At 69.7% G+C, this 14,163-nt stretch carries 6 protein-coding genes, 1 other RNA gene and 1 pseudogene; 4 read left to right on the top strand and 4 right to left on the bottom strand.

Annotation, left to right across the window (positions count from 1 at the left end):
- The first annotated feature begins 397 nt into the window (after positions 1 to 397).
- Together ACWCRB_RS28570 and ACWCRB_RS28565 are read left to right on the top strand one after the other, a co-directional pair.
- On the top strand, positions 398 to 8,308 hold the full coding sequence (locus ACWCRB_RS28570) for a ricin-type beta-trefoil lectin domain protein (protein WP_450998785.1): 7,911 nt from the start codon (positions 398 to 400) through the stop codon (positions 8,306 to 8,308).
- Positions 8,309 to 8,386: 78 nt separating this feature from the next.
- Positions 8,387 to 9,004 carry a hypothetical protein gene (locus ACWCRB_RS28565; RefSeq protein WP_450998773.1) on the top strand — a complete coding sequence of 206 codons (618 nt, stop codon included), beginning with the start codon at positions 8,387 to 8,389 and terminating at the stop codon, positions 9,002 to 9,004.
- A 5-nt stretch (positions 9,005 to 9,009) separates the two neighbouring features.
- Here ACWCRB_RS28565 and rnpB read toward each other — a convergent pair.
- The 3 genes and pseudogenes from rnpB to ACWCRB_RS28550 all read right to left on the bottom strand — a co-directional run bounded on the left by rnpB (position 9,010) and on the right by ACWCRB_RS28550 (position 11,202).
- Positions 9,010 to 9,441, bottom strand: an RNA gene (gene rnpB / locus ACWCRB_RS28560) — RNase P RNA component class A.
- 67 nt (positions 9,442 to 9,508) lie between these two features.
- Positions 9,509 to 10,339 (bottom strand): annotated as a pseudogene (locus ACWCRB_RS28555) (DMT family transporter); the annotation flags it as partial.
- A complete protein-coding gene (locus ACWCRB_RS28550) occupies positions 10,336 to 11,202 on the bottom strand; it encodes a helix-turn-helix domain-containing protein (RefSeq protein ID WP_450998772.1) in 867 nt (288 codons plus the stop codon). The pseudogene ACWCRB_RS28555 and the gene ACWCRB_RS28550, both read right to left, overlap by 4 nt.
- Positions 11,203 to 11,290: 88 nt before the next feature.
- Here ACWCRB_RS28550 and ACWCRB_RS28545 point away from each other — a divergent pair, with 88 nt between their 5' ends.
- Positions 11,291 to 12,052, top strand: coding sequence for a MerR family transcriptional regulator (locus tag ACWCRB_RS28545; RefSeq protein WP_450998771.1), 762 nt, complete (start codon positions 11,291 to 11,293; stop codon positions 12,050 to 12,052).
- Entirely contained in the window at positions 12,049 to 12,669 is a 621-nt protein-coding gene (locus ACWCRB_RS28540) for a hypothetical protein (RefSeq protein WP_450998770.1), read from the top strand. The genes ACWCRB_RS28545 and ACWCRB_RS28540 overlap by 4 nt, the downstream gene beginning before the upstream one ends.
- Here ACWCRB_RS28540 and ACWCRB_RS28535 read toward each other — a convergent pair.
- Positions 12,620 to 14,107 (bottom strand): RNB domain-containing ribonuclease, encoded by a 1,488-nt coding sequence (locus ACWCRB_RS28535; RefSeq protein ID WP_450998769.1) that lies wholly within the window; start codon positions 14,105 to 14,107, stop codon positions 12,620 to 12,622. The two genes, ACWCRB_RS28540 and ACWCRB_RS28535, sit on opposite strands and share 50 nt — an antisense overlap.
- Positions 14,108 to 14,163: the final 56 nt, after the last annotated feature.

Genomic DNA, 14,163 nt, shown 5'->3' with positions numbered 1-14,163 from the left:
GCCTTTTCGGTGCCGCATTGATGCCGATCAGGCGATTCATCCGCTCCACCCCATGAGTCACCGACGGGATGGTCTGACGCGTTTCACCCCGTGACCCAGATCACCCAGCAAGGCTTTTCGGCCCATTGGCCGATCTTGAATTGTGCGGCGGACATGACACAGAGTGCGCACGCACGCGTCTGAGCCGGACGTGTGTTTTTGGTGAATTACCAGGTGGGGGTCGACGCGGATGCGTGCTTCAGGTCGCCTGTCAAGGCTGGGGCCGATACGCCCAGTCCTGACAGACTCACAGAGACGGCGTCGGCGGCGAAACCGCACGGCGACCGTTCTTCTGTTGTCCTCGGTTCTTACGGTGACCAGCCTGGGCGGGGAGGCACTCGCCGTCCCCGGCCCGGACATGAGCCGTGAGAAGTCGATCGCCGAGGTCGACCTCCCGGACCTGCCGGAGGCCACCGAGGTCGACGGCGACGAGGCCGCGGACAAGACCCTCACCCTGGCTCCGCAGAACCCGGTCGTCCCGTACACCCCCGACGCCATCGCGCCGTGGACCTCCGGCACCGGCAGCGCGACCCTCTCCGCGGCCGACGCGCCCGGCACCACCAAGCCGGTCAGCAACAACCTGCCCGTCGCCATCGGCGTCCCGGCGGGCGGCGACCCCGCCGACCTGGCCGGCAACTGGACCGTGGGCGTGGCCCCGCAGACCACCTCGCAGGACGCGGGCGTCTCCGGCATCGTCATGAAGCTGACCCCGCCGGCCACGGTCGACCCGGCCGCCGAGGTCGCGATCAGCATCGACACCACGGGCTTCGCCGACCTCTACGGACCGCAGGCCGCCGACCGCTTCGGTCTGATGCTGCTGCCCGACTGCGTCTACTCCTCGCCCAACGAGGGCGACTGCGCCGACGCCGGCGGTGTGACCACGATGTCCGTCCCCCAGGGGGACAAGGACGTCAGGAACGGCAAGGAGAACTTCCAGCGGCTGCGCAGCACGGTGCGGACCGTGGCGGCCAAGGACGCGCCCACCAACACCACGACGGCCAGGAACGCCAAGACCCGCAAGATCCTCGGCGGCAACATCCCGGTCGCCGGCCTCGTCGGCGAGGGCTTCGTCTCCTCGAAGACGACGAAGGCGTCGCAGGCCTCCTTCCAGGACGGTGTCCAGCCCGCGGTCTCCGCGAACGGCGGCGGCACCGTCGGCGGCCTCGACACCGGCTCGTCGGTGTCCGGTGACTTCACGGCCTCCCCGCTGCTGTCCTCCGGCTCCTGGTCGTCGGGCTCGTCCTCGGGTGCCTTCACGTACTCGTACCAGGCGCAGGTCCCGGAGACCGCCGGCGGTCTGATGCCGAAGGTCAACCTGGCGTACTCCTCGCAGTCCGTGGACGGCCGTACGTCCTCGACGAACAACCAGGCCTCGTGGATCGGTGACGGCTGGGACTACAACGCGGGTTCCATCACCCGTACGTACGCCAACTGCCGTCAGGACTCCAAGAAGGCGGGCTCCAACAACTCCACGCACCGCACCGCGGACCTCTGCTGGGGCTCGGAGAACGCCACCCTCTCCCTCGGCGGCATGACCACCGAGCTGGTGTGGGACGAGACCAAGAGCAAGTGGTTCACGGCCAACGGCGACGGCTCCACCGTCCAGTTGGTCAAGGGCGAGGCCACCGGCAACGGCGCCCGGGACGGCGAGTACTGGGTCGTCACCACCAAGGACGGCATCAAGTACCACTTCGGCAAGAACAAGCTCCCGGGCTGGTCCGACCGCGGCACCGCCGCCGACGACCCGACCACCAACTCGGTGCTCACGGTCCCCGTCTACGGCAACCACTCCGACGAGGACTGCTACAAGGGCCCGACGACCACCGACTGGACCAACTCCTACTGCACACAGGGCTGGCGCTGGGGTCTCGACTACGTCGAGGACGTCCACGGCAACGCGATGTCGCTGTGGTGGAAGAAGGACCAGAACTACTACGCCCGGAACTTCAACTTCAAGGATCCGGTCGTCTACGACCGCGACGGCTGGCTCGAGCACATCGACTACGGCCAGCGCAGCAACACCCTCTACACGCAGACCGCCCCGGCCCGGGTCGACTTCACGGTGGACGAGCGCTGCTACACCGTCGGCGAGGTCACCTGCTCCGAGTCCAACTTCACGTCCAAGGACCCGCGCAACTACCGGCCCTGGTTCGACACCCCGGCCGACCTGCGCTGCGCGTCCGGCAAGAAGTGCTGGAACGCGGGCCCGACCTTCTGGACCCGTAAGCGCCTCGACAAGATCACGACCTCGGCCCAGCGTCGTACCGACACGGCCGCCCGCCAGGTCGTCGACGAGTACCAGCTGAAGCAGAGCTTCGCCAAGCTGAAGACTGGCCCGAACACCGCGCTGTGGCTGGAGTCCGTGCAGCGCACCGGCTACGGCCGCAACGGCACCACCGACGCGAAGGTCACCCTCAACTCGGTGCGGTTCGAGTCCAACGCGGAGGACATGCCCAACCGCGTCAAGGCGGTCAACGCACACCGTCCCGGCTTCTCCCGGCTCCGCATCACCCGTGTGATCAACGAGTACGGCGGCGAGACCATCGTCCGCTACAAGCCGATCGAGGGCGACTGCCTCACCGGCGACCTGCCGCTGCTCGACCAACAGTCCGGCGAGACCCGTGCCCAGGCCATGGCCCGGCTGCAGGGCCAGCTGAAGGGCAACAACCGCCTCTGCTACCCCTCCTTCTGGAACCCCGACCCCGAGGTCGAGGACATCGACTGGTTCCACAAGTACGTCGTGGACACCGTCGAGGAACTCCCGAACATCGACGGCAACTTCACCACCAGGACCGAGTACAAGTACAAGAACCCGGCTTGGAAGCTCGCCGAGGCCGAGTTCACCAAGAAGTCCCAGCGCACCTACTCGCAGTTCGCGGGGGTCGAGCAGACCACGGTCCTGACGGGCCCGGTCAACGACGAGGGCACCGCGGACACCGCCGGCCAGCGCTCCAAGGCCGTCACCCGCTACTTCCGCGGCCTCGGCGACACCGTGTCCGTGAAGGACATCACGGGCGCCGAGATAGCCAAGGACGAGGAGCCGTTCGCCGGCCGGATAGCGGAGGAGCTGAGCTACACCGACTCCACGAAGGCCGACTCCGACTGGCTGACCCGCTCGATCACCAAGCCCGCGGCCACCGAACTGGCCAAGCGCGACCGTGAGGACGGCCTGACCCCGCTGCGGGCCTGGCGGGTCACGGAGCCCGAGGAGATCGCGTACACCAAGTCGTCCGGCACCAACTCGGACGACACGCGCACGGTGCGGCAGGTGAGAACGACGACGACGTACGACCCGACGTACGGGCTGCCGACGCTGGTGGAGTCGGTGGGCGACACCGGGAAGTCCGGCGACGAGTCCTGCACCAAGTCGGAGTACGTGCACCAGACCGACAAGAACCTGATCGGTCTCAGCAAGCAGGTCCTTGCCTCGCCCACCACCTGCGCGGCCGCGAACTGGAGCGACCTCACCACGCTGAGCGGCGTCACCCGCACCGCGTACGACGGCGGGGCCTACGGCGCGGCGCTGTCGGGCTCGACCCGCGGTCTCGCCACCGAGTCGTGGTCGCTGAACGGCACCGGCACCGGGTTCCTGACCAACGGCACCGTGGGCTTCGACGAGGTCGGCCGGGTCGTCCGGCAGACCGACCCGGACGAGCTGGCCAAGCCGGTCCCGAAGGCGTCGACGACCACGTACGCCTCCGTGGGCCCGGCCACCGGCCAGGTCTTCAAGGTCACCTACACCAACGTGCTCGGCCACAGCCAGATCATGGACCTGGAGCCGGGCCGCTCGGTCACCCTCAGGACGACCGACGCCAACAGCCTCGTCAGCGAGGCCGTGTACGACCCGCTGGGCCGGCTGTCCGAGGCCTGGGCCCCGGGCCGCACCCCGTCGGCGTCGTCGGTGCCGGACTTCCGCGCGGTCTACACCGTGCCGCCGGAGGAGACCGACTCCGAAGACCCGAACATCAAGATCCGCAAGCCTCCGTACGTCAGCACCTACACGCGGGGCTACGAGAACCGCGTCGAGACCTCCGTCACCCTCTACGACGGCCTGGGCCGCGAGCGGCAGACGCAGGAGGAGGCCGACAACGACTCCGGCTGGCTGATCACCGACACGCTGTACAACAGCTCCGGCGACGTCTACCAGACCAACAACGCCTACCTGACCCAGGAGGCGAAGCCGGGCGAGCTGTTCACCCCGGTCTCGGACATCGCCGTCCCCAACATCACGCGTTACGCCTACGACGGTCTCGGCCGCGTAACGCAGGAGACGCCGTACCTCAAGTGGATGGACCCGATCACCAAGGAGTCGTTCTCCAAGGCGTACGAGGACCGGGCCACCAAGTACGAGTACGGCGAGGACTGGTCGAAGGTCGTCAACCCGAAGGGTGACTCCTCCTACCGCGTCTACACCGACGCGACGGGCCGGACCGTCCGCACGGACACCTTCAACCCCGCGGCGCCCGGTGGCTTCACCTCGACGCGCTACGCGTACGACGCCAAGGGCCAGCTGGAGAAGGCGACCGCCTCGGCCGACCCGACGCACCCGTGGAGCTGGACGTACGACCACCGCGGCCGGACGGACTCGTCCACCGACCCCGACACGGGCACCACCAGTACCGAGTACGACTCCCGCGACCGCGTCCTGACGACCACCAACGCCCGCGGCGTGAAGATCTGGAACGCCTACGACGAACTGTCCCGGCCGAAGCAGCAGCGGCTGACCGACGTCAACGGCACCCTGCTCGCGAACTTCACGTACGACTCCGCCACGGGCGGCAAGGGCATGCCCGCCACCGCCACCCGCTACACGGACGGACTGGCCTACACCCAGACGGTCAGCGGCTACACCAAGGACTACCAGCCGACCGCGACCACCCTGTCCCTGCCGCAGTCGATCGCCGACACGTGGGGCCTGAAGAAGGACTACAACTACTCCTACTCCTACTCGGACACCGGCGCCCTGGAGGACACCACCCTTCCCGAGATCGGCAAGTTCGGCGCCGAGAAGCTCGTCGTCCGTTACAACAAGGACGGCAAGCCGCTCTCCATCTCCGGCAAGGACTGGTACGGCTCCGAGACGGCCTACTCGCCGTACGGCCAGGTGCTCCGGTCGACCCTGGGCGCCCAGCCCTACCGGGTGTGGACGCAGAGCTCGTACGACGAGAGCAGCGGCGAGCTGCAGGAGCAGGCGGTCTACCGGGAGAAGGCCGACGCGAGCATCGTCGGCGGCAACCTGGTCTCGAACCGTGCCTACGGCTACGACCCGGCCGGCAACATCACCTCCGTCCAGGAGCGGGCCGTCGGCATCGAGGAGCGCCAGTGCTTCGTCTATGACCCGGTGGGTCAGCTGAAGTCCGCCTGGACCGCCAAGGATCCGGCGGCCGAGTGCGCCGCTCCGAAGAAGGCCGACGGCACACTCGACGTCGGCGCGGGCAAGGACGGCTCCGGCTACTGGCAGGAGTACGAGTACGACCTGCTCGGCAACCGCAGCAGGCTGACCGAGAAGGACCTCGCCGGCAACACCGCCAAGGACGCGGTCACCGACTACGCCTACGGCAAGAACGCCGCCAAGGACCAGCCGCACACGCTCACCAAGGTCACGAAGAAGTTCACGACCCCGGCGGGCGCCCAGGTCACGGCCGAGGCCCAGCGGCTCTACGAGCTGACGGGCGAGACCAGGTCGGTCACCTCGGCCGACAACGGCGACAAGCAGGAACTGACCTGGACCCCGGACGGCAAGGTCGACCGGATCACCGGCCAGGGCACGGGCGGCAGGACCCCGTACGTGGGTCTCGGCCAGAAGTGCCTCGATCTCAAGTCCGGTCTCGCGGCCGCGGGCCAGCCGATCCAGCTGTACCAGTGCAACACCACGGTGGCGCAGAGCTGGCACTTCCAGCCGGTCCCGGGCTCGACGCAGACCCCCCAGCCGAACCCCGACCTCGGCACCCTGGAGGTCTACGACACCTGGTGCGTCCAGCCCGCCGCCAACGCCGTGGGCTCCGCGGTCCAGCTGCAGAAGTGCAACGGCACCAGCGCCCAGCACCTGAAGCGCAACGCGTCCGGTCAGCTCATCCACGCCGACTCCACCCTGTGCCTCGCGGTCCAGGGCGCGGCGAACGTGAACGCCACCGCGATCGTGCTGGCCACCTGCGACGCGGCCCAGGCCGCCCAGCAGTGGCTGCCGCAGAACGACACCCGGCACATCTACGGACCCAACGGCCAGCGGCTGCTGACCATCCAGGGCAAGCAGGCGACCCTGCTGCTGGACGAGGCCTCGGTCACCGTCCAGGCGGGCGGGGTCCTGGTCAACACCCAGCGCACCTACGCCGCCCCCGGCGGCCAGGTGATGCGCTACGCCAGCGGTACCGGCTCCGACAACCTGGTCGCCCAGACCACGGACCATCAGAGCAGTGTCTACACCGAGGTCGCGCTCAGCGGCACCATGCCCGTCCGGGTGCGCAAGCAGGACCCGTTCGGCAACCAGCGCGGCGCCGCCACCACGGCGCAGAACCTCCAGAGCCACAAGGGGTTCACGGGTCAGACCCGGGACGACGCCTCCGGCTTCCAGCCGCTCGGCGCCCGCCTGTACGACCCGGTGGTCGGACGCTTCCTGTCCGCCGACCCGCTGCTCGACCTGAACGACCCGCAGCAGACCAACGGCTACACGTACGCGCACAACAACCCGGTGACGTACGACGACCCGAGCGGTCTGGCGATCTCCCTGACCGCCTCGGAGAAGGCCGCGGCCCTCGCCGGCGCGGGTCTGTCGGCGGCTCAGGTCGCCCAGGCGCAGGCCACCATGGGCAAGTCGCTGTCCTCGGTGATCCTCGCGATCGCCTGGGAGACGCTGAAGGACTTCATCGGCATCAACGACGCCATGGCCTGCTTCGGCGGTGACATGTGGTCGTGCGGCAGCATCATCCTGGACGCCATTCCCTGGACGAAGCTGGGCAAGATCCCGTCGGTCCTCAAGGCGATCAACCGCACCATCAACGCCATCCAGGCCTTCAAGGCCGCGAAGAAGGCCGCCGAGGCCGTTCTGAAGGCGGCCAAGGCCGCGGAGGCGGCCGCGCTGCGGGCCAAGAAGGCGGCCATCGAGAAGGCGAAGCGGGAGGCCGCGCAGAGAGCCAAGAAGAAGGCCGCCGAGGCCGCCAGGAGAAAGGCCGACGAGGCGGCCGCGGCGAAGCGGAAGACGGGCAACCCCGCCCAGAAGCAGGCCCAGGCCAAGGCGGCGCCCAAGTCCTCCTCCCACGCCGGCAAGAGCGGCGGCGGAGGCGGCGGGAAGAGCGGCGGCAAGTCCGGCGGCTCCACCCGCAGCAGCGGTGGTACGAGCGGTGGCGGCGGTTCCGGCAGGGCCGACGGTGGCGGCGGCTCCTGCCCGATCAACAACAGCTTCGTGCCCGGCACGAAGGTGCTGATGGCGGACGGCTCCACCAAGCCGATCGAGAAGGTCAGGGCCGGCGACAAGGTGGTCGCGACCGACCCGAGGACCGGGGAGACCCGGATCGAGACGGTCACCGCCGAGATCAAGGGCCAGGGCCTCAAGCACCTCGTTACCGTCACCGTCGACATCGACGGCGGCGCGGGAACGAGGACCGCCGAGATCACGGCGACCGACGGGCACCCCTTCTGGGTCCCCGGGGCCGGCGAGGCCGGCGCGTGGATCGAGGCCACCGACCTCACCTCCGGTCAGTGGCTGCGGACCAGCGCGGGCAGCTACGTCCAGATCAGCTCGATCGAGCGCTGGACCGCCCAGGGCGCCACCGTCCACAACCTGACCGTCTCGAACGTCCACACGTACTACGTCGTGGCGGCGGGTGCCTCGGCCCTCGTCCACAACTGTGGTCCGAGCCGGGACAACGAGGGCGACGGGCTGACGCCGGAGAGCCCCGCGTTCGACGGCGATCCGTACAGCGAGGCGGCGCGCAACGCGCGCAGTGACGCGTGGAACGCCCACTTCGCCAATTACAACGAACTGTCGAGGGACCTCGACAGGCTCGCCCGCAGGGTGGCCAACAACCCGGGTGTCCGGCAGCGGGAAAACTCCCACGGTCTGGACTTCTTCAGGAACGACGGCAACGTGCGGGGCTGGGCAAACTGGGAGAACTCGCCCATCTTCGACGGCGAGAACATCGGTCTCCCGGCGAACAACCAGCTGCGCGTCATGCTGAATGTGCAGACCGGTGAAGTGGCGTGGTTCCCGATCAAGAACGGAAGCCACGACTACAACAGGCCGACGCTCTACCATTACGGACGTCGTAGCTGAGACGCCCTGGGGGGGCGGGCCGTCCGCAAGGACGGCCCGCCCCCTCGTCTTTCAACAGAGAAGAAAGGAAACGCTCGAATGGACGTGGCACAGGAGGCGCTGGACAAGCTCTCCGCCGCCGGGCTCGTATTCCGCGAGGTCATGGGGACGCGGGAGGAGCTGCCGCCTGTCAACGTCGCCAGCTACATGGGGAACCTGGGCTCCGAGAGCGGTCCGCGCGGATTCCTCCTCGGCCATGACGAGAAGGACCTCGGACGCCGTTTCGACCAGGAGTGGGAACAGCTGGCCCGCGACAGCGGACTCTTCTCCACGGGTCCGGACGGCCGACCCGAGTTCCTGCTCGGCGTCGACATCGCGCAGGACCACTCCGAGGACAGCGAGGAGCAGGCCTGGCGCTGGGTCCGCGTGGCGCTCGGCGACCACTGGGACATCGCGGGAGCCGGCTGCGCGAACGGCATCCTGGGGGCGGGCGCCAACAACCCGGCCTTCGTGATGATGTCGCTGGACGCCGATGTCGTGGTGAAGGGCGGCTACTACCAGGACGGCATCGGCGCGAGCGTCCTCCGGCACCCCGGACGCATTTCCGAACTGCACGCCCACGCCCGCCGTATCGCCTTCGAGTTCGACTGGCTGGAGGACGAGGTACGGCAGTGGGCCGAGCACTGGGTGGCACACGTGACCGACGGGGAACCCTGAGGGGGCAGACGAGTCGGGCTGTACGCCGGGTTCTGTGCCGAGGGTCCTCGCGGACGTCTCGGCGACGGCCATCCATCTAGGACCGGCGTTGCCGCCGGCCTCGTGCGGTCTACCCGCGGACTCGGGCGGGCAGCCCTCGAACGTCCGCGCAGGAACGCCGTCCAAATCCTTGGGGACGTTCCCTTTTGACCTTGCTCCGGGTGGGGTTTACCTAGCTGCCCAGGTCGCCCTGGGCACTGGTGGTCTCTTACACCACCGTTTCACCCTTACCGGGGAGCGCCCTCTTTCAAGGACACAGCCCCGGCGGTCTGTTTTCTGTGGCACTGTCCCGCGGGTCACCCCGGGTGGCCGTTAGCCATCACCCTGCCCTGTGGAGCCCGGACGTTCCTCGGGGAGCGCCCCCGAAGGGGAGTCCACGCGGCCGTCCGCCCGGCTCGTCTGCCGTGTCGACCATGCTACCGGGCGTCCGCCCTGACGCGGTCCAGTGGCCGTCGCCAGGACCGATCCCGCCAGGATCAGGGCGAAGGCGGCCAGGATCCCGGCCGTGAGGGGCTCGTCCAGGAACAGGGCGCCCGCCGCCACCGCGACCGCCGGGTTGACGTACGTGAACACCGTGGCCCGCGTCGGGCCGACCTCCTTGATCAGCTCCAGGAACGCCACGAAGGCGAGGGCCGTGCAGATCACGCCCAGGACGGCCAGGGCTGCCAGGACCTCGGCGGACGGGAGTGTGGGTGGGCGGGTGACCACCGCCGCCGGGGCGTACACCAGGGCCGCCAGCGCCAGGCAGGGGGCCGTGAGGTGGAGCGACGGGACGTCCTTCAGGTGGCGGGCCGCTATGAGTGGGGCCGTGGCGTAGCCGATCACCGTCAGGAGGACCTCCGCCAGTGAGCGGGCGTCGCCGCCGGTCAGGTGCGGGACCGTCAGGACCGCCACGCCCGCCAGGCCCAGGGTCAGGCCTGTCAGTCGCCGGGTCCCCAGCCTCTCCGTACTGCCGAAGAAGCGGGCCAGCGCGACCCCCACGATCGGTACCCCGGCGATCAGCAGGCCCGCGGTCGAGCTGGACAGGTGGCGTTCCGCGTCCGTCAGGGTCCACCACGGGCCGATGATCTCGATGACCGCGAAGGCCAGCATCGGGCGCCAGTGCGTGCGGATCGTGCGCGGCAGGCCGCCCTGGCGGATCGCGAAGGGGAGGAGAAGCGCCGCGCCCAGCGTGCAGCGTACGAACACCACCGTGGACGGCGACAGGTCCGCCTCCACCGCCACCTTGATCAGCAGATACGGGATGCCCCAGACCACTCCCATCAGGGAGAACAACAACCAGCCGCGTGCAGTCATGCGGGCAAGTGTCGGCTGCCTCCCCGGTCGTCGTCTTGAACGCTGTTGCGGTACGCCGCCGGGGTCACGCCCATGACCCGCCGGAACCAGCGGGTCAGGTGCGCCTGATCGGCGAAGCCGACCAGCGATGCGACTTCTGCCGGTCGCAGTCCGGTCTCCAGCAATCCCCTGGCCCGGGTCACGCGGTACTGGGCCAGCCAGGCGTACGGGGGTATCCCGACCGTCGTGCGGAAGGCTCGGAGGAGCTGGTAGCGGGAGAGGCCCAGGTCGGTGGCGAGGTCGGCGAGGGAGGGCGGGGTGGTCAGCTCGTCGGCCAGGCGGGTTCGTACCGCGTGGGCTATCCGGTCCGCGCCGGGGATCCGGTCGTCCACCGGGCGGGCCGTGGAGTGGCGGCGGGCCAGTTCCGCCAGGAGCCAGGACAGCCGGGACTCGGCCTCCAACGGGTCGGGGCAGGCGCTGAGTTCGATGTGCGCGATGTGGAAGGCGGCGGCCAGTTCGGGGTCGTCGACGAGCGGCTCGCGGAAGTGCGGGAACCGGCCGTCGAGGGTGCCGTCGCTGAGGAGGGCCGGGTCGGCGTACAGGGCCCGGTAGGAGTACCCGGCGGAGGTGGCGGGGCCTCCGGTGTGGATCTCTCCGGGCTCCAGTACGACCAGGGAGCCGGGGTCGGGGCAGATGCGGCCGCCCCGGTAGTCGATGACCTCGACGCCGCTGGAGCTGACGCCGACCGTGAACTCGTCGTGAGCGTGCGGGGCATAGACGTGGCGGTCGAAACAGGCGGTGAGCAGGTCGAGTGCGGGGCCGCAGCGGCCCAGTCTCGTTCTGGTCCACAGTGCCTGTTCTCGTGTGCCCCCGGTTGCCTTCACGCGTCAACGGTACTTCGCGGACCGTGGCTCACGGAGTGCCGATGTTCCCGCTTGACCCTGCCGCAACGTCAGCGTTTCTACTGGTGCCATGCGGATCGGAGAGCTTGCCACCGCCGTCGGCGTCACGACGCGGACCGTGCGGCACTATCACCACCTGGGGCTGTTGCCCGAGCCCGAGCGGCTTGCCAACGGGTACCGGGACTACACGTTGCGGCACGCCGTCGTGCTCGCCCGGATCAGGCGGCTGACCGAGCTGGGTCTCGGGCTCGCCGAGGTGCGGGACGTGCTCGCGGACGAGGCCGGGCGGGATCTCGTCGAGGTGCTCGCCGAGCTGGACGAGGATCTTGCTCGGCAGGAGGTCGCCATTCGTGAGCGGCGGGTGCGGTTGCGTGCGCTGCTGGATGCGGAGGCGCTGCCCGCCGAGGGGCCCGTCTCGCCCGAACTGGCCGCCATGTTCGCCGAGTTGGCGCACGTCTCCGACTCGCCCATGGCCGCCAAGGACCGCGAGATGCTCGCGCTCATCGAGACCACGGCGGCCCCGGCGGACCGGGAGCGCCTGATGGCCGCGCTGGGCAGTGCCTTCGCGACGCCGGAGGGTGCTGCTCGGGCGCACGAGGTGTACGTGCTGCTCGACGCCCTCGTCGACGCCCCGGCCGACGATCCACGCGTGGCGGAGGCCGCCCGCGCCCTCGCCGACTGTCTTCCCCGCGAACTGCTTCCGGAGGCCGACATCGACCACGACGACAGTTTCCTGCGCGCCCTCTACGCCGACTTCGCGCCCGCGCAGGCCGCCGCCGTGCGCGGTGCGCTGCGGATCGTCACCGGGCAGCGATCCGGGCGGCAGCCATGAGGACCGCGGGCGCCCTGGTACGGCATGAGGTGCGGCTGCTTGTCAGTCTGGTGCTGTGGGTGGGACGGCGTCGGCACGGGACCGGGGATGGCGGGCATGCCTTCGGGTACGCGCGTGGGCAGGGCGCGACCATGTTCGCGTTCGCCTTCGTCTGTGTCGTCGAGACGGTCGCGATGTTCGTGCTGCTGCGGAGCTGGCCGATCGTGCACTGGACGGTGTTCGTCCTGGACGTCTACACGATCGAGTTCGTGATCGGGCTGCACGCGGCCTCCGTCGTCCGCCCGCACGTCCTCGACCTCAACTCGCGCTCCCTGCGGGTCCGTTACGCCGCCCACGTCGATCTGCGCATCCCGCTGGAGAAGATCTCGACCGTACGTCGTGAGCTGCGGACCACGCATCAACGGACCGAGGGTGAACTCTCCCTCGCCATCGGCTCCCAGACCACCATCACCCTCGAACTCACCGAGCCGGTCGCCCACTTCACCTTCTTCGGCCGCCGACGGGACATCCGCCTCGTCCGCTTCCACGCCGACGACGCCGACGCCCTCGTACGGTCGCTGCGGGCCGTCATGCCGGAGCGAACCGCACCCCCGCCGCACCAAGGTCTGCCCTCGTGAGCCGTACCCGCAGCCGTTCGCCCAGCGGCAGCGGAGTGCCGTCGTCGTCCTCGATGCGCGCGACCACCGCCGGAGACTCCAACTGCACTGTCCCGACCGTGGGTTTGCGTTCCTCCACATCCACCACGCACCCCTCGAAGACCTCCCCCACCCGGTCCTTGAGCAGCGCCGCCTCGACGATGTCCAGGCATCCGCGTTCCACCGCGCCCGACCGTCTCCCACCTTCGGCCATTTCCTTGGGGAGCGCGTCCAGGGCAGCCAACACCCAGTCGGGCGGCGGCTGTTGGGCGACGGCGGCGAGGCAGAGCTCCGAGGCGTAACGGTCGGCGAGGCGGCGCAGTGGGGCCGTGCAGTGGGCGTAGGGGGCGGCCACCGCGGAGTGGGTGGTGATCGGAGGGAGGTCGCCGTCCCGGAAGACCGTGTAGCCGGCGCCTCTCAGCAGTGTCGTGCACTCCTGAAGGAAGGCCGCGTGGTGCGGGCGGCGCGGGTCCAGGGAGCGGATCAGGGCCGCGTACGAGACATGGTGCGGCCAGTCGATGCGCAGGGCCTGCGCGGTACGGCGCAGCCGGCCGACCTCCCCCAGTCTCGGCTTCCCTCGACCGGGGGGACCCCCATCGTCCGGGGCGGCGGGAAGGGTGCGGAGCACTCCCGTGCCGTACGTCAGCATCAGCTCGGCCGCCGCCATCCCCGTCAGGAGGGAGATCTGGGCGTTCCAGCCTTCGGCGGGCAGGGGTGCGCGGTAGGTGAGTGTGTACGCGTGATCCCGCTCCACCTCCACGATCTCCTGCTCCGGCACGTTGAGGGAGATGCCGCCGCGTTCGACCTCCAGGCGTTCCCTGGCCTCCCCGATGTCCTTCAGCAGGGCCAGCGACTCCTCCGCCGTACCGGAATCCAGCTGTCGCTGCACGCCCTCGTAGTCGAGTTTGGCGCGGCTGCGGACCAGGGCCCGGTGGACGTCTACGGCGACCGTACGGCCGTCCGCGTCCAGGTCGATCGTCCAGAGTGCTGCCGGTCGGGTCCGGCCCGGGAGGAGGCTGGCCGCGTCCTCGCTGAGGGTCGGCGGGTGCAGCGGGGTCTTCCCGTCCGGGAAGTAGAGGGTCGTCACCCGGCGGTGCGTCTCGGTGTCCAGGGGGCCGTTCGGTACGACGAAGGCGGCGACATCCGCTATCGCGTACCGGACGCGGAAGCCGCCGCCGGGGCGACGGGCGAGGTGCATCGCCTGGTCGAGGTCGGTGGAGGTGGGCGGGTCGATGGTGAGGAACGGGATGTCCGTGGCGTCCGTCGCGGGGAGGTCGGGGGCTTTGGCGCCTCGCTCCGCCTCGGCCTGTGCGGCGGGCGGGAAGCTCTCGGGGACGCCGAGTTCGGTGCGCAGGGCGGTGAGGGCGGCCCGGAGGGGGGCTTCGGGGGCGCCGGTCACGCGGATGTGGCGGCGGGGCATGAAACGAGCGTAGGCACAATCCGGCCCACCCGCCTCGCCACGTAATCTGACGCGAG

Source organism: Streptomyces sp. NPDC002156 (assembly GCF_053593675.1).
This window is presented reverse-complemented; position numbering and strand designations above follow the sequence as displayed.

Excerpts from the sequence above, each read along its gene's own strand:
- ACWCRB_RS28570 (WP_450998785.1), top strand. The coding sequence starts at position 398 with ATGAGCCGTGAGAAGTCGATCGCCGAGGTCGACCTCCCGGACCTGCCG.
- ACWCRB_RS28565 (WP_450998773.1), top strand. The coding sequence starts at position 8,387 with ATGGACGTGGCACAGGAGGCGCTGGACAAGCTCTCCGCCGCCGGGCTC.
- ACWCRB_RS28545 (WP_450998771.1), top strand. The coding sequence starts at position 11,291 with ATGCGGATCGGAGAGCTTGCCACCGCCGTCGGCGTCACGACGCGGACC.
- ACWCRB_RS28540 (WP_450998770.1), top strand. The coding sequence starts at position 12,049 with ATGAGGACCGCGGGCGCCCTGGTACGGCATGAGGTGCGGCTGCTTGTC.
- ACWCRB_RS28535 (WP_450998769.1), bottom strand. The coding sequence starts at position 14,107 with ATGCCCCGCCGCCACATCCGCGTGACCGGCGCCCCCGAAGCCCCCCTC.